23 protein-coding genes are annotated in these 22382 nt (G+C 64.3%); 14 read left to right on the top strand and 9 right to left on the bottom strand.

What is annotated here, in order from left to right:
* From G474_RS0116730 to G474_RS0116705, 6 genes are all read right to left on the bottom strand, one after another.
* Positions 1-273, bottom strand: a complete 273-nt coding sequence (locus tag G474_RS0116730; protein ID WP_026687970.1) for a hypothetical protein — start codon at positions 271-273, stop codon at positions 1-3.
* A gap of 28 nt (positions 274-301) precedes the next feature.
* The gene (locus G474_RS0116725) at positions 302-1225 is read right to left on the bottom strand and encodes an alpha/beta hydrolase (protein ID WP_084513819.1); all 924 of its coding nucleotides are present in this window, start codon (positions 1223-1225) and stop codon (positions 302-304) included.
* 4 nt (positions 1226-1229) lie between these two features.
* Positions 1230-3365, bottom strand: a complete 2136-nt coding sequence (locus tag G474_RS0116720) for a TonB-dependent receptor (protein ID WP_084513818.1) — start codon at positions 3363-3365, stop codon at positions 1230-1232.
* A 206-nt stretch (positions 3366-3571) separates the two neighbouring features.
* Complete coding sequence (locus G474_RS0116715) at positions 3572-4867, bottom strand: DUF3422 family protein (protein ID WP_026687967.1); 1296 nt, start codon at positions 4865-4867, stop codon at positions 3572-3574.
* Between the two features lie 103 nt (positions 4868-4970).
* A complete protein-coding gene (locus G474_RS0116710) occupies positions 4971-5324 on the bottom strand; it encodes a DUF5368 domain-containing protein (protein WP_026687966.1) in 354 nt (117 codons plus the stop codon).
* 10 nt (positions 5325-5334) lie between these two features.
* Complete coding sequence (locus G474_RS0116705; protein ID WP_026687965.1) at positions 5335-6690, bottom strand: NAD(P)/FAD-dependent oxidoreductase; 1356 nt, start codon at positions 6688-6690, stop codon at positions 5335-5337.
* 260 nt (positions 6691-6950) lie between these two features.
* Here G474_RS0116705 and G474_RS0116700 point away from each other — a divergent pair, with 260 nt between their 5' ends.
* The 8 genes from G474_RS0116700 to lipA all read left to right on the top strand — a co-directional run bounded on the left by G474_RS0116700 (position 6951) and on the right by lipA (position 15428).
* Positions 6951-7955 carry an efflux RND transporter periplasmic adaptor subunit gene (locus G474_RS0116700; protein ID WP_245589390.1) on the top strand — a complete coding sequence of 335 codons (1005 nt, stop codon included), beginning with the start codon at positions 6951-6953 and terminating at the stop codon, positions 7953-7955.
* A 3-nt stretch (positions 7956-7958) separates the two neighbouring features.
* The gene (locus tag G474_RS0116695; protein ID WP_026687963.1) at positions 7959-11213 is read left to right on the top strand and encodes an efflux RND transporter permease subunit; all 3255 of its coding nucleotides are present in this window, start codon (positions 7959-7961) and stop codon (positions 11211-11213) included.
* Complete coding sequence (locus G474_RS0116690) at positions 11210-11437, top strand: YgaP family membrane protein (RefSeq protein WP_026687962.1); 228 nt, start codon at positions 11210-11212, stop codon at positions 11435-11437. The genes G474_RS0116695 and G474_RS0116690 overlap by 4 nt, the downstream gene beginning before the upstream one ends.
* A gap of 82 nt (positions 11438-11519) precedes the next feature.
* Complete coding sequence (locus G474_RS0116685; protein ID WP_026687961.1) at positions 11520-12662, top strand: D-alanyl-D-alanine carboxypeptidase family protein; 1143 nt, start codon at positions 11520-11522, stop codon at positions 12660-12662.
* A 28-nt stretch (positions 12663-12690) separates the two neighbouring features.
* Positions 12691-13563, top strand: coding sequence for a D-amino acid aminotransferase (locus G474_RS0116680; RefSeq protein WP_026687960.1), 873 nt, complete (start codon positions 12691-12693; stop codon positions 13561-13563).
* Positions 13556-13846 carry an HP0495 family protein gene (locus G474_RS0116675; protein WP_026687959.1) on the top strand — a complete coding sequence of 97 codons (291 nt, stop codon included), beginning with the start codon at positions 13556-13558 and terminating at the stop codon, positions 13844-13846. Before G474_RS0116680 ends, G474_RS0116675 begins: the two co-directional genes overlap by 8 nt.
* A 1-nt stretch (position 13847) precedes the next feature.
* Positions 13848-14480 (top strand): lipoyl(octanoyl) transferase LipB, encoded by a 633-nt coding sequence (gene lipB / locus G474_RS0116670; protein ID WP_026687958.1) that lies wholly within the window; start codon positions 13848-13850, stop codon positions 14478-14480.
* The gene (gene lipA / locus G474_RS0116665) at positions 14481-15428 is read left to right on the top strand and encodes a lipoyl synthase (RefSeq protein WP_026687957.1); all 948 of its coding nucleotides are present in this window, start codon (positions 14481-14483) and stop codon (positions 15426-15428) included.
* A 91-nt stretch (positions 15429-15519) separates the two neighbouring features.
* Here lipA and G474_RS0116660 read toward each other — a convergent pair whose 3' ends face one another.
* Entirely contained in the window at positions 15520-15975 is a 456-nt protein-coding gene (locus G474_RS0116660) for a SixA phosphatase family protein (RefSeq protein ID WP_026687956.1), read from the bottom strand.
* A gap of 76 nt (positions 15976-16051) precedes the next feature.
* Entirely contained in the window at positions 16052-16663 is a 612-nt protein-coding gene (locus G474_RS21330; protein WP_043464990.1) for a CYTH domain-containing protein, read from the bottom strand.
* 116 nt (positions 16664-16779) lie between these two features.
* Between G474_RS21330 and rplM the strand changes: the two genes are divergently transcribed.
* The 5 genes from rplM (at position 16780) to erpA (ending at position 19294) form a co-directional block, all read left to right on the top strand.
* Positions 16780-17208, top strand: a complete 429-nt coding sequence (gene rplM, locus G474_RS0116650; protein WP_026687955.1) for a 50S ribosomal protein L13 — start codon at positions 16780-16782, stop codon at positions 17206-17208.
* Positions 17209-17218: 10 nt separating this feature from the next.
* The gene (gene rpsI, locus G474_RS0116645; RefSeq protein ID WP_026687954.1) at positions 17219-17611 is read left to right on the top strand and encodes a 30S ribosomal protein S9; all 393 of its coding nucleotides are present in this window, start codon (positions 17219-17221) and stop codon (positions 17609-17611) included.
* A gap of 293 nt (positions 17612-17904) precedes the next feature.
* Complete coding sequence (locus G474_RS0116640; RefSeq protein ID WP_156919317.1) at positions 17905-18501, top strand: DUF6776 family protein; 597 nt, start codon at positions 17905-17907, stop codon at positions 18499-18501.
* Between the two features lie 8 nt (positions 18502-18509).
* The gene (locus tag G474_RS0116635; protein WP_026687952.1) at positions 18510-18890 is read left to right on the top strand and encodes a bactofilin family protein; all 381 of its coding nucleotides are present in this window, start codon (positions 18510-18512) and stop codon (positions 18888-18890) included.
* 59 nt (positions 18891-18949) lie between these two features.
* Complete coding sequence (gene erpA / locus G474_RS0116630; RefSeq protein WP_026687951.1) at positions 18950-19294, top strand: iron-sulfur cluster insertion protein ErpA; 345 nt, start codon at positions 18950-18952, stop codon at positions 19292-19294.
* Between the two features lie 64 nt (positions 19295-19358).
* Here erpA and G474_RS0116625 read toward each other — a convergent pair whose 3' ends face one another.
* The gene (locus G474_RS0116625) at positions 19359-20573 is read right to left on the bottom strand and encodes a M23 family metallopeptidase (RefSeq protein ID WP_156919316.1); all 1215 of its coding nucleotides are present in this window, start codon (positions 20571-20573) and stop codon (positions 19359-19361) included.
* A gap of 187 nt (positions 20574-20760) precedes the next feature.
* Between G474_RS0116625 and tyrS the strand changes: the two genes are divergently transcribed.
* Positions 20761-21963, top strand: a complete 1203-nt coding sequence (gene tyrS, locus G474_RS0116620; protein WP_026687949.1) for a tyrosine--tRNA ligase — start codon at positions 20761-20763, stop codon at positions 21961-21963.
* Positions 21964-22382 lie beyond the last annotated feature (419 nt).

Below are 22382 nucleotides of genomic sequence, written 5' to 3'. Positions count from 1 at the left end.
TCAGGACTCCCCGCCCGGGCGGCCCAGGGCGCCGATGTAGGGCAGCAGGGTGAACACCAGCATCAGCCAGGTGATGAACACGAAGCTGGTGGTCAGGGGCTGCAGGACCCGGGTCAGACTGAAGCAGCCCAGGGCCAGCAGCAGGGTTCCGCCCAGGCGGGCCGGGGTGCGGGGCAGAGGGCGGCGGCACCAGCGCTGGTTGGGGGAGGCCAGGTAGATGGCCGTGCCACCGGCCAGGGACAGGAGGAGGCCGGTAAAGGTGTAGGCGTTCATGGGCGGCTCGGGTGTTCAAGTGCAGGTATCAGGGCTGTTCCAGGAAGAACTGCATGCCCCGGCTCATGGCCGGCAGCCAGGCGGGGCCGTGATCTTCCCCGGCCAGTTCGTGGTAAGCCACCCGGCCTTCCCAGCCCGGCGTGCTCCCGAGCGTGGCCGCCAGCTGGCGGGCTTCGGTAATCATCGGGCGCTGGGCAAGCAGGGCCCGCACTTCCGGCGGGTAATTGCCCTTGGGGGGATCGTCTTCCAGGGCGCCGACGCTGATCTGCACCCGGGGCCGGGTGGGGCTCTGGAGCAGCTCGGGCAGGTTGCGCAGCACCACCTTGTCCTGCCACCAGATGGAAGGGCTGGAAATCAGGAAGGTGGAGAAGCTGGCGGGGCGGGTGAACAGGGCGTGGGTGACCAGCAGCCCTCCGAAGGAATGGCCGAACAGGGCCTGGCGGCGGCGGTCCACCGGGTGGGTGGCTGCGACCAGGGGTTTCACCTCCTGTTCGAGGAAGTCGAGAAAATCCCCGGCGCCACCGGAATCCGGCGCGCCGGGGCCGACGGTGTAGTCCCGGCGCCGGGCGGGTACATCGAAGTCCTGCTGCCCTGGGTAGCCTATGCCCACCACCAGCGGGGGAATGTGGCCGGTGACTTCCTGGCGGCTGGCGGCGCTGCGGGCCAGGAAGGCAGCCACGGGAAAGGCGGCATTGCCGTCCAGCACGTAGAGCACCGGATAGCCTTCCGGGGGCGGCGCCACCGCGGGCACGGCCATGAAAATGCGGTAGCCGTGCCCGGTCCGGGCGGATTGCAGGTCCCGCTGTTGGGCCGCCGGCACCGTCACCGGCGCCCAGGCGGGAGCCTCCTGGGCGGCCAGGGCCGGCAGCGCCAGGGCTTCCAGCGCCAGGGCTTCCAGCGCCAGGCCGCACAGCAGCAGTTTCAGACAGCGGGCGAGGGAGGGCGGCGCCATGGGCTCAGAAATCCACTGCCACCGAGGCCTGCACGGTGCGCCCCTGGGCCAGGGTGGCCCGGGGCTCGGCAAAGCTGCCCGAGTAGTAATGGCGGTCGAACAGGTTGTTTACGCCCAGACGGAAGGTGGTCTTGCGCGCGGCCACCCGGGTTTCGTAGCGGGCCCCCACGTCCACCTGGCTCCAGCCCGGGATTTCGTAGGTGTTGGCGTTGTTCAGGTACTGCTTGGAAGTGGCGATCAGGTTGGCGTTCAGGCTCAGGCCGGCGAGGGGGGTATCCCACTCCGCGCCGAGATTGCCTTGCCAGCGGGGCACGCCAAAGAGTTCGTTGCCTTCGTTCACGCCCCCGGCAGTTTGGGTGAGCTTGCTCTTGGTGTAGGAGAGGCCGCCCAGTACCTTGAGGGTGGAGGTGAGCTGGCCGAAGACGTTCCACTCCAGGCCCCGCACCCGGGATTCGCCGTCATCGGAGGCCACCAGGGCCGGGCTCTTGCCGGTGGTGATCAGTTCCGGCTTGGTGATCTCGAACAGGCTGATGGTGTTGGTGAAGCTTCCTGCATTCCATTTGACCCCTACTTCCTTCTGTTCGGTTTCGTAGGGTTTGAAGGTCTGATCCTGGGCGTAGCCATTGACCGCCTTGACGCTCGTCCCCTGGCTCAGGCCCTGGACATAGTTGGCGTACAGGGAAATGCCCTCGCCCCAGGGCTTGAGTACCAGCCCCAGGGCCGGGGTGGTTGCCTTTTCGTCATAGTCGCCGGTGAGGGCACCGGCCGTGCTGTAGCTCTTCTGCTGCACCCGCTGCTGGCGCAGGCCCAGGGTCAGGCGCACCTTGTCCTGCATGAAGGAGAGGGTGTCCACCAGGGCCAGGCTGGAGAGCGTGGTGTCGGAAGTCTTGGGAATGGCGCCCGAGGGCATGGCGGGGAGCGTCGGCGTGATCGGATTGTCGAGGCTGGTGTTGGACATGCCGGTGACGCTGGAGAGGCTGCCGGATTCCATTTCCAGCCGGGTGAGCTGCAGCACCATCTCGTGCCGGATGTCGCCGGTGTTGAAGTTCATGCGCACCCCGGCTTCGGAAGCCACGCTGTCGTCGTAACCCCGCTGGGCCACACCGCGCACCTGGGCCCGGCCGTCGGGTTGCACGCTGTGGATGTGGGTGCCGTTGACCCAGCCCGAGTAGTCGTAATCGCGGACCCCGACGCTGGCGAAGGCGGATACCTGGCGGTTGAAGGCGTATTCGGCCCGGGCGATCACCGCCTGGCTTTCCAGCTCTCCGGAGGCGGAGCGCAGGTAGTTCCGGCTTGGGTCCGGCGCTGCGGGGATGTCGGGATTGGCAAAGCCGAACATGGCCGGGGAGCCGCCGTCGAATTTCTGCTTGCTGCTGTAGACGTCCAGGGAAGCGGTGAGCTGCTCGCCCCGGTAATCCAGGGCGGCGGAAAGGAATTTGCGTTGCTTGTCCTGGCCCTCCAGGTCGGTTTCCCCGTCGCTGTAGGATCCGTTGACCCGCAGGCCGATGGCCTTGTCGGCGCCAAAGCGCCGGCCCACGTCCACCTTGGTTTCGATCTGGCTGTCGCTCTCGTAACCCAGGGTGATCCGGGTCAGGGGCTCATCCCCGGCCCGCTTGGGAACCAGGTTGATGACGCCGCCGATGCCGCCGCTGGGGGCCATGCCGGTGAACATGGCGCTGGGGCCCTTGAGCACTTCGACCCGCTCGACGAACTCCAGGGAAGAATTGCCCTGGGGCGCCAGGCCGTACATGCCGTTGATGGCGAGGTCGGAACTGTGCACATCGAAGCCCCGCAGCCGGAAATTCTCGTAGGCGTGGGCGCCGGAGGTGGTGAAGCGCACGGAGGGGTCGTTCTTGAGCACATCGGCCACGGTCCGCGCACCCTGATCCTCGATCAGCTCGGCGGTGTAGCTCGTGATGTTGAACGGGGTGTCCATCACATCCTGGTTGCCCAGCAGGCCCAGGCGGGCGCCCTTGGCCACCTGGCCGCCGGCATAGGGGGCCGGCAGGTCGGTCGGTCCCTCGTTACTGGCGGATACCTGTACGGTGGATAGGGTGACTTCGTTGGTCTGGGCCCAGGCCCCGTGGGGCAGGACCAGGGTACTGATGGCCAGCGCCATCGGCGTCATTCGCAACACCATGTATTTCTCCTGGAAAATACGCTGGCTGGCGATGGCTGGCTCGCATGGATTGAGGTCGGCTCAGGGGCGCTGGGGTGACGGCGGTCTGGCTTGGGGCCCCGTGGGCACCGGCAGCGGCTGGCCTAAAGTCATAACTGTAAATGACAGTTATTATCGTTGCAACCGTTGTTTGGGGTTATTTTCCAGGGGAAGGGGAGTGCCCGGTTTCAGTCGGCCTCGTGCAGGGCCAGTTTCTTGCGCATGCGCCGGGTGCCCCAGGCCACCAGCCCGGCGATGACCGGGATGGAGAGGGCGGTGATCACGTCGCTGTTCAGGTGGTGCCAGTCCTTGCTGCCCTTGGCCAGGTAATTCACCAGCTGGGAGCCGTAATAGGTGAGCACCACCACCGAGAGGCCTTCCACGGTTTCCTGGAGCCGCAGCTGCAGGCTGGCGCGGCGGTTCATCTGAGTCAGCAGTTCCTGGTTCTGGCGTTCCAGTTCGATGTCCACCCGGGTGCGCAGGAGGGCGCTTTTCCGGGCGATGCGGGTGGAGGCGTCGTTCTGCCGGGCGGCGGCGGAGAGGCAGGTGTTGATGGCCGGGGCCAGGCGCCGGTCCATGAATTCCCGGATCGGCGAGAAGCCGTCCAGGCGCACTTCCCGCAACTCCTCTATGCGTTGCAGCACCAGCCGGTAGTAGGCTTCTGCGGCACCGAAGCGGAACGAGGTGCGGGTCTGGGATTGCTCCACCTGGGCGGCCAGGCGGGTCAGGTCGGCCAGCAGCAGGCGTTCGTCCTCGGGGCTGCGGGCCTCGCCCATGCGCGTCATCAGCTCGGCCACTTCCGCTTCCACCTTGCCCAGTAGCCGTCCCACCTCCTTGGCTACGGGAAAGGCCAGGAGCGCCATCATCCGGTAGGTCTCGATTTCCAGCAGGCGCTGGATGGTGCGTCCGGCCTGGCGCGGGCGCAGATGGGAGTCGATCACCGTGAAGCGGGAAAAGCCCGCTTCGATGCGGAAGTCGGAAATCACCCAGGCGGCGCCCTCGGCCACCTGGCTGGCAGCCACGGTGACGCCGCTCTGCAGCAGCTCCGCCAGCAGGGGGGTCGGGTCCTTCTGGCGGGCGGCCACGAAATCCACGTGGGTGGCCACCATCACCTGGCCGGGGATGGCCTGCCACCAGGTGGCGGGGAAGGCTTCCAGGGCTGAGCCGGTTTCCGGGACGCCCTGGGGGCAGTTGCGGAAGAAGGTGTAGCCGGAGAACTCCGTGTGCCGTTCCCATTTCAGGCGCAGGTCCCCGGCTTCCATGACCCAGTGGTCGCCGTCCACCACGGGACAGAAGGGCAGGCCGAGCCGGTCGCAGAGCTGGTGCAGGTGGGCTTCCTCGGCCTCGGTGCTGTGGCCTTCGTGCAGCATGGCCAGGTAGCTGATCTGGGCCGGGCCCCCCAGGGCCATGGGCGGCCGGGCGTGCAGCTCGTTGTTGAGACGCTGGCGCTGGGGATGTTCGTGCAGGAGGAAGGGGGCGGACATGGGGAGCGATCGGTTAATGAAAAAGGCCGCTCCGGCGTTTGCCGGAACGGCCTGGGACTCTACCGGATTCCTGTCTCGACCGGAATCCGCGTTTGCCACAGGGTTATTTGGCCTCCTGGCGCTGGGCCCGCCAGCCTGCTGCCGAATAGACCAGGATGGTGGTGCCGGCCAGGCCCAGGCCGAACACCAGGGCGATCAGGAACCAGTCGGCGGGGCCGCCCGCGTCGGTGAAGCCGGAGGAGGAGACCTTGGCCATCAGGATCAGGGCGAGGACGCCGCCGGCCAGGCCGGCCAGTTCGGAGCGCACCAGGCGCCGGGAGACGATGGTCCTTTCCTTCAATAGCAGGACCACGAAGGCGGCCGTGCCGGCGATGATCAGGAGCAGCAGCACCCAGAGCAGGGGGCCGAGCATTTCCTGGAAAACGGCCAGGAAAACCAGGGGGTCGAGTTCTTTCATGTTTGTCTCCTCAGGCGCGACCGCGCAGCATGCTGATGTAGGTGGGCTTCAGGGCCATGGTCTTCATGACCCAGCTGATCCAGAGCTCCTCCAGGGGGGCGATGACGCCGGGGAAGGAAGGAGTCAGGTTGTTCTCGTAGTCGAACTCCACCAGCATGGCCTGGCCCAGGCGGGTGATCAGGGGGCAGGAGGTGTAGCCGGTGTAGAGGGCATCGGACTGCTTGCCGGCGATGTCGGCCACCAGGTGGTCCACGGCCACCGGCACCTGCCATTTGACGCTGGCGGCGGTCTTGCCCTTGGGCACCCCGGCGATGTCGCCGACCCCGAACACATTGGGGAAGCGCACGTGGCGCAGGTTGCCCTTGCTCACTTCCATCCAGCCTTCCGCCACCCAGGGACCGCTCTTCCAGGGCAGGGGGCTGTTCAGCACCGAATCCGGGGCGCGCATGGGGGGGATAACGTTGATGAAGTCGTACTGGAGTTCGGCGGTGCCGTCCGTGGTCTTGAAGGTGGCGATGCGCTTGCCCAGGTCGATGGACTGCAGTGTCCGTTCGTAATTGACCTTGACGCCCCGGTCCTTGAACAGCATGCGCACCTTCTCGGACACGATGGGGACGCTGAACAGGCCCTTGTTGTTGGAGTTGTAGATGATCTCCGACTTGTCCCGGGTGCCCCGGCGGCGCAGGTAGTCGTCGGTGACAAAGGTGTATTTGAGGGGGGCGCCGGCGCATTTCATTTCCGTGCCTGGACGCTGGAAGACCCCGACCCCGCCCTGGTCGGCGAATGCGGACATGGCCTGCCAGGTGGCGCTTGCCGCCGCCGGGCTGTGGTAGATGCTGCCTAGGCCGTTCTTGCCGATCTGGGCCTCGTCCATGCCGGGAATGGCGGCGTAGTCCAGCTTCAGGCCGGTGGCCACGATCAGGTAATCATAGGGAAAGCTCTTGCCGCTCTCGGTGACCACCTTGTTGCCTTCGGGATCGAACTCAGCCACCCGCTCGGGCACCAGCTCAACCCCCTGGGGCACGTATTCGGCGGTGCTGGACACCACATAGTTCTGAGGCTTGATGCCGGAGGCCACCAGGGTGAAGCCGGGCTGGTAGAAATGCTCCTTGCGGGCGTCGATCAGGGTGATTTTGGCGCCTTCCAGCTGCCGGGCCAGGTGGGAGGCGGCGGCCAGGCCGGCGGCTCCGGCCCCGGCAATGACGATCCTGGCGCTGGTCCTGGTTTTTTCGGCGGCCCGGGCGGAACGAGGCTGCAGCAACAGGGTGCCGGCACCTGCGGCGCCCAGGGTCAGAAAGCCGCGCCGGTCCAGCTTGGCCGTTTCCAGGGTCTTGAGTACATGGCGAAACTCTTGTTCTCTGCTCATGGTGGGGTGTCTCCGAAAGGGTTGGCGGTCGGGTGGGCCGCCGGTAAACAAGTTTTCTGTTTTCACGAATTTAAGATTATAACTAAATGCTTATATTTGTGGGTTTCACGTATCTTTTCCCTTGCCCGGGGAAGCGGCCGGCCGGAGAATTCCCGGGCACCTGCCGGGCGGGTCCGGCAGGGGGGTTCCACCGGGGGGCTTGGGCTCCGCTTCCAGCCCGTACTTGCCCGCAAGGCAATTATCAGAATATGCTTATATTCATGAAGCCCATCCTGCGCCCCCTCCTTCCTCTGTTGTTCCTCGCCGTCCTGGTGACGCCCCCGACCCATGCCGAAGAAGCGCTGGCCACCCTGGTGGTGCGGCCCCATCCGGTGGCCCTGACTTTTCCCGTGGAAAGCGTGGTGGAGGCGGTGCAGCAGGCGGTGGTGTCGTCCCAGGTTGCGGGGCGCCTGGTGGAAGTGCTGGCAGACGGGGGCGACCAGGTCAAGAAAGGTGAGCTGCTGGCTCGCATCGACAGCCGCGAGGCCGCCGAGCAGGTGCAGGCCGCCCGGGCCCAGTACCTCAACGCCAAGGCCGATTACGAGCGCAGCCTCAGCCTGTTCAAGCAGAAGTTCGTCAGCCAGGCGGCGGTGGACCGGGCCAAGGCGGCCCTGGACAGCGCCGCGGCTCAGCAGGGGGCGGCCGCCGCAGGACAGAGCCACGGCACCATCCTCTCGCCCCTGACGGGCCTGGTGGCCCGGCGCCACGTGGAGCCCGGGGACATGGCCATGCCCGGCAAGCCCCTGTTCACCGTCTATGACCCGGCCGGGATGCGGGTGATCGCCAGCATTCCCCAGTACCAGCTGCCCCGCCTCAAAGGGGGGCTCAAGGCCCGGGTGGAGTTTCCCGAGCAGTCCCGCTGGGTGGACGCCACCGGCATCACCCTGCTGCCCATGGCCGACTCGGCCACCCACGTGACCCAGGTGCGGGTGAATCTGCCGACGGACCTGCAAGGGGTGTTGCCGGGCTCCTTCGCCCGGGTGCATTTCATCCTGGGCGAGGCGGAAAAGCTCACGGTGCCGGCCACGGCGGTGTTGCGCCGGGGCGAGGTGGCGGCGGTCTATGTGCGCGCGCCGGAGGGCCGCCTGGCCCTGCGCCAGCTGCGTCTGGGGGAGGCCGTGGGGCAGGGGGAGATCGAGGTGCTGGCGGGGCTCAAGGCCGGGGAAAGCGTGGCCCTGGACCCGGTCAAGGCCGGTATTGCCCTCAAGGCTGCCGCCGGGCGCTGAACCATGAGCCTGCATCCTGACCGTCTGGGCCTCTCGGGCCGTATCACCGCCGCCTTCCAGGCTTCTCCCATGACCCCCCTGCTGGCCCTGGTGGCCCTGCTGCTGGGCCTGTTCGCCGTGCTGGTGACGCCCCGGGAGGAGGAGCCCCAGATCGACGTGACCATGGCCAATGTCTTCATTCCCTTCCCCGGCGCCTCGGCCCGGGATGTGGAAAACCTGGTGGCCACGCCTGCCGAGCAGGTGCTGGCGCGCATGCATGGGGTGGAGCATGTCTATTCCGTGTCCCGGGCCGACATGGCGGTGATCACCGTCCAGTTCGACGTAGGGGTCAAGTACAACGATGCGGTGCTGCGCCTCTACGACACCATCCATTCCCACCGGGACTGGCTGGCGCCCAACCTGGGAGTAGGGGAGCCCGTGATCAAGCCCAAGGGCATCGACGACGTGCCCATCGTCGCCCTGACCTTCTGGACCCCCGACGAAACCCGTTCCGCCTTCGACCTGCAGCAGGTGGCCCGGGCCGCCGAGATCGAATTCAAGCGGATTCCCGGCACCCGGGACGTGTCCACCCTGGGCGGGCCGGACCACGTGATCCGGGTGGCCATGGATGCGGACCGGATGAATGCCTACGGGGTGACGCCCCAGGACCTGGCCGGCGCCCTCAAGGTGGCCAACGCCCTGCAGTCCTCGGGCAGCCTGGTGAGCGGCGGCCAGGAACTGCTGGTACAGACCGGCACCTACCTGGAAACGGCTGCCGACGTGCGCCAGCTGGTGGTGGCCGTGCGCGAGCGCAAGCCGGTTTATCTGGCCGACGTGGCCCGGGTGGAAGACGGGGCGGACCAGCCTTCCCGCTACGTCTGGCTGGGTACCGGCCCGGCGGCGGCCAGCAAGGGCCTGGATGCGCCCGCCGAACACAGCTACCCGGCCGTGACCCTGCAGGTCTCCAAGCAGCCCGGGGTCAATGCGGCCGACGTGGCCGATGCGGTGCTCCAGCGGGTGGACGAGCTGCGTGGCACGGTGATTCCCGAAGGCGTCCAGGTCACGGTGACCCGCAACTACGGCGAAACTGCCACCGAGAAGGCCCAGAAACTGATCGGCAAGCTGATTTTTGCCACCGCTTTCGTGGTGCTGCTGGTGTTCTTCGCCCTGGGGCGGCGCGAGGCCCTGATCGTGGGCGTGGCCGTGTCCCTCACCCTGGCCGCCACCCTGTTTGCCTCCTGGGCCTGGGGCTTCACCCTGAACCGGGTTTCCCTGTTCGCCCTGATCTTCTCCATCGGCATCCTGGTGGACGACGCCATCGTGGTGGTGGAGAACATTCACCGGCACATGGGCTTGCATCCGGACAAGTCCCTCCTGGAGCTGATTCCCCCGGCCGTGGACGAGGTGGGCGGCCCCACCATCCTGGCCACCTTCACGGTGATCGCGGCCCTGTTGCCCATGGCCTTCGTCAGCGGCCTGATGGGGCCTTACATGAGCCCCATCCCCATCAATTCCTCCATGGGCATGGCCATTTCCCTGGCGGTGGCCTTCGTGGTCACGCCCTGGCTGGCCCTCAAACTGCTGCGCCACGGCCCCGCCGGGGGCGCCGGCCATGGGGCTTCCGGCCATGTCTCCCGGGTGGATGCCTGGCTGGACCGGAATTTCCGCCGCATCCTGCCGCCCTTCCTGGATGAGGCCACGGGAGGCCGGGCCCGGGCCAAGCTGGGCCTCGCGGTGCTGGTGCTGATCCTCGGTTCCGTGTCCCTGGCCTACTTTCAGCTCGTGGTGCTGAAGATGCTGCCCTTCGACAACAAGAGCGAATTCCAGGTGGTGCTGGACATGCCCGTGGGCACGCCGGTGGAAGAGACCGCCCGGGTGCTGGCGGAAATCGGCGCCGAGCTCGCCCGGGTGCCCGAGGTGACCGACTACCAGGCCTACGCGGGCACGGCCAGCCCCATCAATTTCAATGGCCTGGTGCGCCAGTATTACCTGCGCAGCGAGGCCCACATGGGCGACATCCAGGTGAACCTGGCCGACAAGCACCACCGTTCCCGCTCCAGCCATCAGGTGGCCGTCTCCGTGCGCGAGGCCATCGAGGCCATCGGCCGCCGCTACGGGGCCTCGGCCAAGGTGGTGGAAGTGCCGCCCGGGCCGCCGGTGATGGCGCCCATCGTGGCGGAGATCTATGGGCCCGACGAGGCCGGCCGAATTGCCGTGGCCCGGGGCGTGAAACAGGTGTTCGAAAGAACCCGGGACATCGTCGCCATCGACGATTCCATCGATGAGGATGCGCCCAAGGTGGTGCTGCACGTGCTGCAGGCCAAGGCCGCCCTGCTCGGCGTGGCCCAGAGCGACATTGTCGAGGTGGTGGCCATGGGGCTGGCGGGTCAGGATGTGACTCCGGCGCGCAACACCTCCTCCAAGTTCGAGATTCCCGTGCGCGTCACCCTGCCGGCGGAGCAGCAGTCCGGGCTGGAGGCCCTGCTGAAACTCCGGGTGAGGAGCCGGGAGGGGCAGCTGGTGCCGGTCTCGGAGCTGGTGGAAGTGCGCCGGGTGCAGCGGGAGAAGGCCGTGTATCACAAGGACCTGCTGCCCGTGGTCTATGTCTATGGGGACATGGGGGGCAAGCTGGATTCGCCCCTGTACGGCATGTTCGACATCCGCAGCCAGGTGGCGGGCCAGCCCCTGGCCCAGGGCGGCAGCCTGTCCGAATGGTTCATCCAGCAACCCGCTGACCCCTATGCGAGCTACGCCCTGAAATGGGACGGGGAGTGGCAGATCACCTACGAGACCTTCCGGGACATGGGCGCGGCCTACGGGGTGGGGCTGATTCTGATCTACCTGCTGGTGGTGGCCCATTTCAAGAGCTATGTGGTGCCGCTCATCATCATGGCGCCGATTCCCCTCACCATCATCGGCGTGATGCCCGGTCACGCCCTGCTGGGCAGCCAGTTCACCGCCACCTCCATGATCGGCATGATCGCCCTGGCGGGCATCATCGTGCGCAACTCCATCCTGCTCGTGGATTTCGTCCGGGAGCAGGTGGCGACCGGCATGGACTTCAAGGAGGCCATCATCCAGTCGGCGGCGGTACGCGCCAAGCCCATCGCGCTGACGGCCCTGGCCGCCATGCTGGGGGCCCTGTTCATCCTCGATGACCCGATCTTCAACGGCCTGGCCATCAGCCTGATCTTCGGCATCCTGGTCTCCACCCTGCTGACCCTGGTGGTTATCCCGGTGCTCTATTTCGCCATCTACCACCGGAGGCATGTCCCATGACCATAGAACGCATCATCCGCAGCATGGCCGGATTCTTCGTGCTCCTGTCCCTGGCCCTGGGGGTGGAGGAGAGTCCCCTGTTCGTCAGCCGCTGGTTCCTGGCCTTCACCGCCTTCGTGGGGCTGAACCTGTTCCAGAGCGGCTTCACCGGCTTTTGCCCGCCGGAAATCCTGCTCCGCAAGCTGGGCTGCAAGTCCGGCTGTGGCAGCGGCGGCGGTCAATAACTGTTGCAAAACAGCCGGCCGTGAGGGGGAGGGCGGGGCGGTATAATCGACCGCCCAGACAACCCTCCCTCCCTGGCTTCCGATGAAATTCCTGCTGCAACCCCTGTTTGTCCTGTGCACCTGCCTGGGCCTGATTTCCGCCGCCCAGGCTCAGCAGACCCCCCAGTCCCCCGCCCTCGCCGCCCGTTCATGGGTGCTGGTGGAATCCGGCTCCAACCAGTTCCTCACCGCTGAAAAACCCGATGAGCGCCTGGAGCCCGCTTCCCTCACCAAGCTGATGACGGCCTACCTGACCTTCTCGGCCATCCGTCAGAAGACCCTGGCCCTGGAGCAGAGCGTGCCCGTGTCCGAACGCTCCTGGCGCACCGGCGGCTCCAAGATGTTCATCAAGGTGGGTGATCAGGTGCCGGTGGAGGAACTGATCAAGGGCATGATCGTCCAGTCCGGCAACGATGCCTGTGTGGCCCTGGCCGAGGCCATCGCCGGCAGCGAGGAAGCTTTTGCCCTGTTGATGAACAAGGAAGCCGAGCGCCTGGGCATGAAGGCCTCCCACTTCAAGAACGCCACGGGCCTGCCCGACCCGGAGCACGTGACCACGGCCCGGGACCTGGCCACCCTGGCCACCGCCCTGATCCGGGACTTTCCCGAGGAGTACGCCAAGTACTACTCCATGAAGGAATTCCGCTACAACAACATCACCCAGCCCAACCGTAACCGCCTGCTCTGGCTGGACCCCACGGTGGATGGCGTCAAGACCGGCTATACCGAGGCCGCTGGCTACTGCCTGATCTCCTCCGCCAAGCGGGGTGAGCGGCGCCTGCTTTCCGTGGTGCTGGGTACCGATTCCGATGCGGCCCGGGCTTCCGAGTCCCTGAAACTGCTCAACTGGGGCTACCAGTTCTTCGATGCGGTGAAACTCTACGGGGCCAACCAGGCCGTGTCCGAGTTCCGCGTCTGGAAGGGCAGCCAGAACCAGGTCAAGGCCGGCTTTGCCAATGACTTCGTGGTGTCCGTGCCCAAGAACTACAGCGACAAGCTGCAGGCCGAGCTGGTATCCATGCAGCCCCTGGTGGCGCCCGTGCGCCAGGGCCAGGTGATCGGCACCCTGAAGCTGAGCCTGGAAGGCAAGCCCTACGGCGAATATCCGGTGCTGGCCCTGGAAGAGGTGCCCGCCGGCAGCTGGCTGGCCCGCTTGATCGATACCATCCGCCTCTGGTTCGCGTAAGCTGGCGCTTTTGCCCGGGGAGCGCGCCGTGGGAACCTATGTTGCCGATACCGTTTATCTGAACGGCCAGTACCTGCCCCTGGCAGAGGCGCGCATCTCCCCCCTGGACCGGGGCTTCCTGTTCGGTGACGGGGTCTATGAAGTCATCCCCGTCTATTCCGGCCGTCCTTTCCGCCAGAGCGAGCATCTGCGCCGTCTGGGGGAGAGCCTGGCCGCCATCCGCCTGGACAATCCCCTGGATGAGGCCGGCTGGGCCGCCATCGTCAGCCGTCTCGGCGCCTGCTGCGGCTGGCAGGATCGGGCCATCTACCTGCAGGTGACCCGGGGGGCGGAGGATAAGCGCGATCATCCCTTCCCCGCACCCACCCGGCCCACGGTGTTTGCCATGGCCATGCCCCTGGTGACCCCTGGGGCCGAGCTGCGGGAGCGGGGGGTGGCGGCCATCACTGCTCCCGACATCCGCTGGCATCGCTGCGACATCAAGTCCCTGAATCTGCTGCCCAACGTGCTGCTGCGCCAGGAGGCCGTGGATGCCGGGGTGACGGAAACCATTTTGTTGCGCGACGGCTACTTGAAAGAAGGCACGGCCGCCAACATCTTCATCGTCAGGGATGGCGTGCTCCTGGCGCCCCCCAAGGGCACCCTGATGCTGCCCGGCATCACCTACGACGTGGTGCTGGAGCTGGCGGCGGCCCACGGCCTGCCCGTGCAGATCCGGGAAATCCCGGAAGCGGAACTAAGAAGCGCCGACGAGGTCTGGATGACCTCTTCCCCCAAGGAAGTGCTGGCTATCACCACCCTGGACGGTCGGCCTGTGGGGGATGGCCGCCCCGGACCCCTGGCCCGGCGGATGTGGCAGTGGTACCAGGAATTCAAGAACACGGTAATGAGACATGAGTGAAAACGCCTTGCAGCCCCCCGTCGAGCAGGACTCCCTGATCGAATATCCCTGCGCCTTTCCCCTGAAGATCATGGGCAAGGCCGAGGACAGCCTGGCCGACGCAGTGCTGGAGATCGTCAGCCGCCATGATCCGGCGTTCGTGGCGGCCACCATGGAAATGCGCGCCAGCTCCGGCGGCAAATACGTGAGCCTCACCTGTACCGTCACCGCCACCTCCCGTCCCATGCTCGATGCCCTGTACATGGAGCTCACCGGCCATCCCCTGGTCAAGGTCGTGCTCTGAGATGAGCCTGGCCATCCGCCGCCTGGGCCGGGTGGACTATGTGCCCACCTGGGAGGCCATGCAGGCCTTCACCGCCAGCCGCAACCCGGAAACTCCCGACGAGCTCTGGCTCGTCGAGCATCCGCCCGTGTTTACCCTGGGCCAGGCCGGCAAGCCCGAGCACATCCTCCAGGATGTGGGCATCCCCGTCGTCAAGATCGACCGGGGCGGACAGGTCACCTACCACGGCCCCGGCCAGGTGGTGATCTACCTGCTCCTGGACCTGCACCGGATGAAGCTGAAAGTGCGCGAGATGGTCAGCAAGATCGAGCAGGCCATCATTGACCTGCTTGCCGGGCACGGTCTGACGGTGAACCGCCGCGAGGGGGCTCCCGGGGTCTATCTGGGCGCCCGGGGCGAAGGGGCCAAGATCGCCGCCCTGGGTCTGCGGGTGAAGAACGGCTGCACCTACCATGGCCTCAGTCTCAACGTGGACATGGACCTCTCCCCGTTTGCCGCCATCAATCCCTGCGGCTATCCGGGCTTGGCGGTGACCCAGACCCGGGACCACAATATCGCCCTCACTCCAGCAGAGGCCGGTGAGGCCCTTTGCCAGCATCTGATCCAACAGCTACAGCCACCGGAGCACACCTGAATGGCCGAACAAGGCGTCAAGCAAAAAGGCGAACTGAAGACCGCCCGCATCCCCATCAAGATCGTCCCCGTGGACGAGCCGCTGCGTAAACCCAGCTGGATCCGCGTCAAGGCGGGCAATGCCGACGGCCGTTTCGGCGAGATCAAGCGCATGCTGCGGGAGCAGAAGCTGCATACGGTCTGTGAAGAAGCCGCCTGCCCCAATATCGGCGAGTGTTTCGGTCGGGGGACTGCCACCTTCATGATCCTGGGGGACATCTGCACCCGCCGCTGTCCCTTCTGTGATGTGGGCCACGGCAAGCCCCTGCCGCCGGATGAAAACGAACCCGCCCATCTGGCCCAGTCCGTCGCCCAGCTGAAACTCCGCTACGTAGTCATCACCAGCGTGGACCGGGACGATCTGCGCGACGGTGGCGCCCAGCATTTCGTGAACGTGATCCAGGCCGTGCGCGGCACCAGCCCCAGCACCACCATCGAAACCCTGGTGCCCGATTTCCGGGGGCGCATGGAGATTGCCATCGACGTCCTGGGCCAGGGGCTGCCCGACGTGCTCAACCACAACATGGAAACGGTGCCCCGCCTCTACAAGCAGGCCCGGCCCGGCGCCGACTACGAGCACTCCCTGCAATTCCTCAAGCAGTTCAAGGCCCGTTACCCGCACATCCCCACCAAGTCCGGCCTGATGGTGGGGCTGGGGGAAACCGACGAGGAAATCCTCGGTGTGATGCGCGACCTGCGCGCCCACGATGTGGAGATGCTGACCATCGGCCAGTATCTGGCGCCCTCGGGGCATCACCTGCCGGTGACCCGCTACGTGCCGCCGGATACCTTCAAGATGTACGAGGCGGAGGCCAAGAAGATGGGCTTTACCGGCGCTGCCTGTGCGCCCATGGTCAGAAGCTCCTACTGGGCTGACCAGCAGGCCCATGCGGCCGGGGTGGAAGTCTAGGAGGTTGTGCTGGCCCGGCTGCCCGCCGGGCTAAGCTGCAGTTCAGCAAGCCCCGCGGGCCCATCCGGGCCCCGGGGCTTTTCCTTTGCCTTCAGCGTGAGAGGTCGGCGGGGATCACGGCGCGCAGCACGGTCTGGGTCTCCCCGGCCCGGACCCGGTTGGTGAACCACCACAGGGCGCCTTTCTTGATGGTCCAGTTGGCTTCGCTGCCTGCCAGCAGCAGGGAGGCCATCTGGCCCAGGGCGGGCTGGTGGCCCACGATCAGGGTGGCGCCGGCCGCGTCGGGCCAGCCGGATACGGCGATGAGGTCCGAAACCAGGGCTTCCGGGCCCAGCTGGCGATGGGTTTCGAAGGGCAGGTCCAGGGCCGCCGCCGTCTGTTGGGTGCGTACAGCCGGGCTGGCGATGATGCGCAGGTTCTTGGGGCGGTGTTCGTGGAGCCAGGCGGCCATGGCTCTGGCCTGCTTCTCGCCCCGGGCGGTCAGGGGGCGCTGCAGATCGTTGCTGCCTTCCTCGGCTTCGGCGTGGCGCCAGAGCAAGAGGTCCATAAGTGTCTCCTTTTGGTTTCCTTATGGGGGCGCCATCCTAGTCGCCGAACATGACAGGATGCTTACAGGCAGGCTTTCAGGGTTTTGTGGTCCCGGCATCAAGCAGGGCATAGCCGCGGGCGGCCTTGCTCAGATCAAGCGGTGTCAGGGGGAGTTGCTGCTGCAGGCTGGCCGAGAGCTCCGCCAGGGCCTCTTCTTCCCCTTGCAGCAGCTCCAGTTCCAGTTCGTGGATCGGGGTCCTGGCGTGGCTGCTGCGGATGTAGCCCAGGTCCAGTGCCAGTTCCACGCTGCTGTTGCCCTGTCGCAGTTCCCAGGTCTGGCGCACGAAGTCGGTGCGGAAGGCCAGCTTCAGTCCGGGCGCCAGTTGTTCCAGTTGCTGTCGGATGGCACCATCTTCCACCGGGCTGAAGTCCAGGCGGTCGGGGGGCTGGGGGTATTCCCACTCCAGCCGTCGGGAGAGCCCCTGCCGGGAACTGCTGGCGGTCTTGATGGTGAGCAGCCACTGGGAACCGATCTGCCGGCGCCGCAGGGCGATTTTCTGTTGCCGCAGGGTCTGCTCCGGGGTGTCCAGGTAGATATTGCGGATGCAGCGCTTCTGTGTGGCAAGGGATTGCAGGATTTTCAGTTGCCTTAAGCGGGGTGCGAGGCGTACCGGCAATGCCAGTTTGAGTTCGATTTCCTGGGCCATGGGGTGCTGTTCTCGGTGTTCCGTATCTTGAATGTTGGAAATAAGTTTGACACGGGCTTGAACTATCTCATAGAATCACGCCTCTTTGAATTTTTGTGGGCAAAGGAACGCCGTCGATGAAAACTTTTTCCGCCAAACCACATGAGGTGAAGCGCGAGTGGTTTGTGGTGGATGCCACAGACAAGGTGCTCGGCCGCCTCGCCACCGAAATTGCTCACCGCCTGCGCGGCAAGCACAAAGCCATTTACACTCCCCACGTTGATACCGGCGATTTCATCGTCGTGACCAATGTGGAAAAGCTGCGGGTGACCGGTAACAAGGCAGAAGACAAGAAGTACTACCGTCACTCCGGTTATCCCGGCGGTATCTACGAAACCAACTTCAAGAAGATGCAGCAACGTTTCCCCGGTCGCGCCCTGGAAAAGGCCGTCAAGGGTATGCTGCCCAAGGGTCCTCTCGGTTACGCCATGCTGAAGAAGCTGAAGTGCTACGCCGGCGCCCAGCATCCGCACACTGCCCAGCAGCCCAAGGCTCTGGAAATCTGAGGATTAAGACATGGCTGTTAGCTATTACTACGGTACGGGTCGTCGCAAGAGCGCCGTGGCTCGTGTGTTCATGAAGCGCGGTTCCGGTGCCATCGTTGTGAACGGCAAGCCCCTGGACGTGTTCTTCTCCCGGGAAACCGGCCGCATGATCGTGCGTCAACCCCTGGAGCTGGTGAATCAGCTCGAAGGCTTTGACATCAAGGTCAATGTGACTGGTGGTGGTGAATCCGGTCAGGCCGGTGCCGTGCGCCACGGTATCACCCGCGCCCTGATCGAGTTCGATGCAAACCTGAAGTCTTCCCTGTCCAAGGCTGGTTTCGTTACCCGCGATGCCCGTGAAGTGGAACGGAAGAAGGTTGGTTTCCACAAGGCCCGTCGCCGCAAGCAATTCTCCAAGCGCTGATATCCCTGCGCTTCAGCAAAAAGCCGCCAGTTCCTTGGCGGCTTTTTTATTTTGTGCCTTAGCGGTTATCATGGCCCCCTTCTTGGAAAGACAGGCGTCATGGGAATGAGCGAAGCCGCATGCAGTTCGTCGGGAATGATGGGTGTTGGCACAAGCAGGCGGTGCCTGGTGGTTGGCGCGTGGTTTTGAGGCTCAAGCGTTTCCGGCACCGGCTGGGGTTGCGCGCTCCCCAGCTTGAGGTGCGCCCGCGCTTCGCGAATTATGTCTACGCCCTAGGGGGAGCCGCAGCGGCTTTGCTCCTCGCATCCTTGATCTATCTGCTCGCCCATGCCTTGCGGGGTCCCGAGGTGCGGGATGTGGAGGCCTTGCAGGAGCGCCTGGCGCAGCTGGAAATGCAGGTGGTTCAGGGGGGCGGTGCCCTGAGCAGCCTGGAGATGACTCACAGCGCCAACCGCCAGCTGGCTGATGAGTTGCGCGTGCTGGCGGGGGATCACGCGGTCCTCAAGGACGATCTGGCCTATTTCATGCGCCTGGTTCCCGTGGGTGCCCGGGAGGGCGAGGTGCGCCTGGACAGGCTGGTGTTGCGGCAGGATCCCTCTTCGCCTCAGCGTTACCGCTTCAGTGTTCTGGTGGGTTACCAGTCGGGGCGTCAGCCCCAGGAATTTTCCGCTTCCTTGCAGTTTGTCCTGACCCTGGTGCGGGATGGCAAGGAGGTGCTCCAGTCTTTCCCGGAGCGTAATCAGGAGGCGGGTGATCTGGCCGTCAAGACCCGGCATTGGGTGCGCAAGGAAGGGGTTCTTGAGTTGAAGCCCGGTGATCGCCTGAAAAAGGCTGAATTGCGCCTGATGCAGGGGCGTACGCTCAGGGCCAGTACTGTATTCACTTTGTAGGAGACAACATGTTCACGAAGAAGGGTAACGGGGGGGTAAGCCAGATCGACAGCCTGATTGGCAAGGGAACCCGTATCGAGGGGGTGCTCCGCTTTACCGGGGGCTTGCATGTGGATGGGGAGATCAGTGGCCGGGTGATCGCGGAGTCCGGGCCCTCCAAGCTGGTGCTGAGTGAACATGCCAAGGTGGATGGGGATGTTTGTGTCGGGCATCTGGTCATCAACGGCACCATCACGGGCCCCGTCAGGGTTACCGAGTTCCTCGAGATGCAGCCCAAGGCCAGGATCGTCGGCGATGTGGAGTACGCTTCCATCGAGATGCACCAGGGGGCGGTGATAGAAGGGCGGCTGCTGCTGGCCAAGGAACCTATCCCGGAAAAATCCGACTAATCCCATTGACCCTGCCTGTCGGCTGCTTCCATAATCGCCCCACTTTTTAGGAGTTTTCCATGAGCGAAGAAATGACCATGCCTCTTAATTTCACCGATAGCGCCGCCGGGAAGGTGCGTGAATTGATCGAGGAAGAGGGCAATCCCGAGCTGAAGCTGCGGGTTTTTGTGACCGGGGGAGGCTGCTCCGGGTTTCAGTACGGCTTCACCTTCGACGAGAATGCCAACGAAGACGATACCCAGCTGGAGAAGGCCGGGGTCACGCTGCTGATTGATCCCATGAGCTACCAGTATCTGGTGGGGGCCGAGATCGACTATACGGAAGGCCTGGAGGGCTCCCAGTTCGTGATCAGGAACCCCAACGCAACCTCCACCTGCGGTTGCGGCTCCTCTTTCTCTGTCTGAGTTTCCGGGTCATTCCCATGAAAAACGGCGCCCGCGGGCGCCGTTTTTCATGGGAATTGCTGTTTCACTCAAAGCGTGCCGGGGGCATGCCTTGCAGCATTTGCAGCTTTGCCAGTTGCTCCCCCGCCTGGCTGCGGAATCGGGCCTGCTGCTGCGCGTTCAGGGGTACAGTGGTGGGGACTGCGATGGACTGGGGGTTCACTGCGTTGCCCTTGATCCGGAACTCGTAGTGGAGATGGGGGCCGGTGGCCCATCCCGTTTTCCCCACGTAACCGATCAGATCCCCCTGGCTGACGCGGCTTCCCTTGCGCAAACCTTTGGGGAAGTCGTTCATGTGGGCGTAAGCAGTCTGGTAGTTGCCGGCATGGTTCAGGATCACCAGGTTGCCATAACCCCCTTGCTTGCCGATGAATTCCACGATCCCGTCCCCGGTGGCGCGGACCTTGGTACCGATGGGGGCGCCGTAATCCACGCCCTTGTGGGCTCGCCAGGTTTTCAGAATGGGGTGAAAGCGCATGGAGAAGCCCGAGGTGACCCGGGAAAACTCCAGAGGGGAGCGCAGGAAGGCTTTTTTGCGGCTCTTGCCGTCCGCGCTGTAGTAGGCACCCTTGCCGTCCTGTTCATAATAAAAGGCTTGGTAGGTGTTGCCGTCGTTGGTGAATTCCGCTGACAGGATGCGGCCGCTGCGAGCCGGTTGGCCCCGGTAATACTGCATCTCGTAGACCAGGGTGAAGCGGTCGCCCTTGCGCAGGTCCCGGTGAAAGTCGATGTCGGCGGAGAAAATCTCGGCCATCTGGATGGCGATGCTGTCGGGGATGCTTGCCGCGTCGGTGGCGCCGAACAGGGAGTGCTGGATTTCCCCGGACTTGAGGACCTGGTGGGTCTCGTATTGCAGCGTTTGTTCGCTGGTCTGAAGTCTGCCTTGCTGGCGCTCCACGATGGTTACGGTGTCGCCGCCATTCATGGGGAAGTACAGGGCGACCAGTTCTCCCGTTTCGGTGGTGCGGGCCGAGACCGTGCGGCCGGGGACAAGCTGGCGATGCAGGTGCTGTAGTTCGCTGCTGGAAAGGATGTAGCGCTTCGCCTCGTCATCCTGTATCCCCAGGCGGGCGATCAGGCTGCCGAAAGTATCGCCTCGGGCGATGCGCTCTTCCCGCAGGAATAGGTCGTTCCCTTCTTGCAGCGGAGCAGTGGACTGGATTTCCAGTTGCTCGATGATTCGTTCCTGGCCGCTGGGGGGCTGTTGTCCTCCCGGCGTGACGGCGGTTGCTGCAACCATGCCCAGGGCGGAAAGGGCGCCGACGCCGGCAAATATCCAGCGGTGCCGGATGAGGCGGTCGAGGAATTTGGGTGGGTGGTTTAGAATGCCGCGCTTAATCATTGTTGCAACGAGCTGGCTGGTAAAGCACGGGATTTTAGCAAAGCGTACCGGCCCCCGGTTCGGGAAAATGACGGAGAAATTGTAAATGTCGGATCTGGATAACAGCCTGCGTTTGATCAAGCGCGGATGTGATGAACTGCTGGTCGAGTCTGAGCTCGTCGAAAAGCTGAAGACGGGGCGGCCGCTCAGGGTAAAAGCCGGGTTCGATCCCACGGCTCCCGACCTGCACCTGGGGCACACGGTGCTGATCAACAAGCTGCGCCATTTCCAGGAACTGGGGCATCAGGTGGTGTTCCTGATCGGGGACTTCACCGGGATGATCGGCGACCCCAGCGGTAAGAACGTGACCCGTCCCCCGCTTTCCCGGGAGCAGGTGCTGGAAAACGCCCGGACCTATAAGGAGCAGGTATTCAAGATTCTCGACCCGGGAAAAACGGAGGTGGCCTTCAATTCCACCTGGTTCGAGACGCTGGGGGCATCGGGTATGATCCGGTTGGCGGCTCAGCACACGGTGGCCCGCATGCTGGAACGGGATGATTTTTCCAAGCGTTACGGCAATGGGCAGCCCATCGCCATTCACGAGTTCCTTTACCCGCTCTGCCAGGGCTATGACTCCGTCGCCTTGAAGGCAGATGTGGAACTGGGGGGGACTGATCAGAAGTTCAATCTCCTGGTGGGGCGCGAGTTGCAGAAACACTATGGCCAGTCGCCCCAATGTGTACTGACGGTTCCCCTGCTCGAAGGCCTGGACGGCGTCAACAAGATGTCCAAGTCCCTGGGTAACTATGTGGGGATTTACGAGGCACCCCAGGAAATCTTCGGCAAGCTCATGTCGGTCTCCGACACGCTGATGTGGCGCTATTTCGATCTGCTCTCCTTCCGGAGTGAAGGCGAGATCGCTGCATTCAAGCGGGATGTGGAAAATGGTGCCAACCCCAGGGACGTGAAGGTTGCCCTGGCCCAGGAGATTGTCGCCCGCTTCCATGGTGCCCAGGCGGCCGAGGCAGCGCTGGCTGACTTCGAAGCCCGCTTCCGTCAGGGGGCCATCCCGGATGAGATGCCTGAGTTCGTGCTGCAGTCCGAAACGGCCGAAGGGCTGTCCGTTCTGCAGGTGCTGAAACAGGCCGGGCTGACTGCCAGTACCTCCGAAGCCATTCGCATGATTGCCCAGGGCGGGGTCAAGGCAGATGGTGAAAAGGTCAGTGACAAGGGGCTGCTATTGCCCGTTGGTGCTACCGTGGTCCTTCAGGTCGGCAAGCGCAAGTTTGCCCGGATTTCTGTTAAGTAAGTGTTTTTTCAGGGTTTGTGGTTCTTTTGGATTTTTCTCGCCAAAAAAACCACAAATCGCGGTTGACATCGGATTTAGATGCTGTAGAATGCGCAGCTCGTTGCCGCTGAGCGGTTCTGGAAAAAAGTGATTAATCAATGGGTTAGCGCTTTTTCTGGGGTGTTTGGAGGTGATTTTCTGGTTGTTGAGTGGTTTTGAAGAAATTTCAAAAAATGCTTGACAACAAGAAACGGTGCTGTAGAATGCGCACCTTCGCTGAACGCGGTGCGGTAAGCGAAACAATCGAAGCGAAGCGCTTCGATGATCTTTAAAAACTTGGACAATCGATAAGTGTGGGTGCTTTGAGGTGGGTCGAAAGACCTGTTTTAGAGCAAACACACAGTTAAGAAATTAACTGTCAGTGAATGCGAGTTTGTTGG

It is taken from the genome of Azovibrio restrictus DSM 23866 (assembly GCF_000429665.1).
In the GTDB taxonomy this organism is placed as follows: Bacteria; Pseudomonadota; Gammaproteobacteria; order Burkholderiales; family Rhodocyclaceae; genus Azovibrio; species Azovibrio restrictus.
Note: the sequence above shows the minus strand (reverse complement) of the source record. Positions and strands in the feature narration are given on the sequence as shown.

Excerpts from the sequence above, each read along its gene's own strand:
- G474_RS0116695 (WP_026687963.1), top strand. The coding sequence starts at position 7,959 with ATGAGCCTGCATCCTGACCGTCTGGGCCTCTCGGGCCGTATCACCGCC.
- G474_RS0116700 (WP_245589390.1), top strand. The coding sequence starts at position 6,951 with ATGAAGCCCATCCTGCGCCCCCTCCTTCCTCTGTTGTTCCTCGCCGTC.
- G474_RS0116730 (WP_026687970.1), bottom strand. The coding sequence starts at position 273 with ATGAACGCCTACACCTTTACCGGCCTCCTCCTGTCCCTGGCCGGTGGC.
- G474_RS0116625 (WP_156919316.1), bottom strand. The coding sequence starts at position 20,573 with ATGGTTGCAGCAACCGCCGTCACGCCGGGAGGACAACAGCCCCCCAGC.
- erpA (WP_026687951.1), top strand. The coding sequence starts at position 18,950 with ATGAGCGAAGAAATGACCATGCCTCTTAATTTCACCGATAGCGCCGCC.
- lipB (WP_026687958.1), top strand. The coding sequence starts at position 13,848 with ATGAGCCTGGCCATCCGCCGCCTGGGCCGGGTGGACTATGTGCCCACC.
- rpsI (WP_026687954.1), top strand. The coding sequence starts at position 17,219 with ATGGCTGTTAGCTATTACTACGGTACGGGTCGTCGCAAGAGCGCCGTG.
- G474_RS0116675 (WP_026687959.1), top strand. The coding sequence starts at position 13,556 with ATGAGTGAAAACGCCTTGCAGCCCCCCGTCGAGCAGGACTCCCTGATC.
- G474_RS0116710 (WP_026687966.1), bottom strand. The coding sequence starts at position 5,324 with ATGAAAGAACTCGACCCCCTGGTTTTCCTGGCCGTTTTCCAGGAAATG.
- G474_RS21330 (WP_043464990.1), bottom strand. The coding sequence starts at position 16,663 with ATGGCCCAGGAAATCGAACTCAAACTGGCATTGCCGGTACGCCTCGCA.
- G474_RS0116725 (WP_084513819.1), bottom strand. The coding sequence starts at position 1,225 with ATGGCGCCGCCCTCCCTCGCCCGCTGTCTGAAACTGCTGCTGTGCGGC.
- G474_RS0116685 (WP_026687961.1), top strand. The coding sequence starts at position 11,520 with ATGAAATTCCTGCTGCAACCCCTGTTTGTCCTGTGCACCTGCCTGGGC.
- G474_RS0116705 (WP_026687965.1), bottom strand. The coding sequence starts at position 6,690 with ATGAGCAGAGAACAAGAGTTTCGCCATGTACTCAAGACCCTGGAAACG.
- G474_RS0116690 (WP_026687962.1), top strand. The coding sequence starts at position 11,210 with ATGACCATAGAACGCATCATCCGCAGCATGGCCGGATTCTTCGTGCTC.
- lipA (WP_026687957.1), top strand. The coding sequence starts at position 14,481 with ATGGCCGAACAAGGCGTCAAGCAAAAAGGCGAACTGAAGACCGCCCGC.
- tyrS (WP_026687949.1), top strand. The coding sequence starts at position 20,761 with ATGTCGGATCTGGATAACAGCCTGCGTTTGATCAAGCGCGGATGTGAT.
- G474_RS0116715 (WP_026687967.1), bottom strand. The coding sequence starts at position 4,867 with ATGTCCGCCCCCTTCCTCCTGCACGAACATCCCCAGCGCCAGCGTCTC.
- rplM (WP_026687955.1), top strand. The coding sequence starts at position 16,780 with ATGAAAACTTTTTCCGCCAAACCACATGAGGTGAAGCGCGAGTGGTTT.
- G474_RS0116635 (WP_026687952.1), top strand. The coding sequence starts at position 18,510 with ATGTTCACGAAGAAGGGTAACGGGGGGGTAAGCCAGATCGACAGCCTG.
- G474_RS0116720 (WP_084513818.1), bottom strand. The coding sequence starts at position 3,365 with ATGGTGTTGCGAATGACGCCGATGGCGCTGGCCATCAGTACCCTGGTC.
- G474_RS0116660 (WP_026687956.1), bottom strand. The coding sequence starts at position 15,975 with ATGGACCTCTTGCTCTGGCGCCACGCCGAAGCCGAGGAAGGCAGCAAC.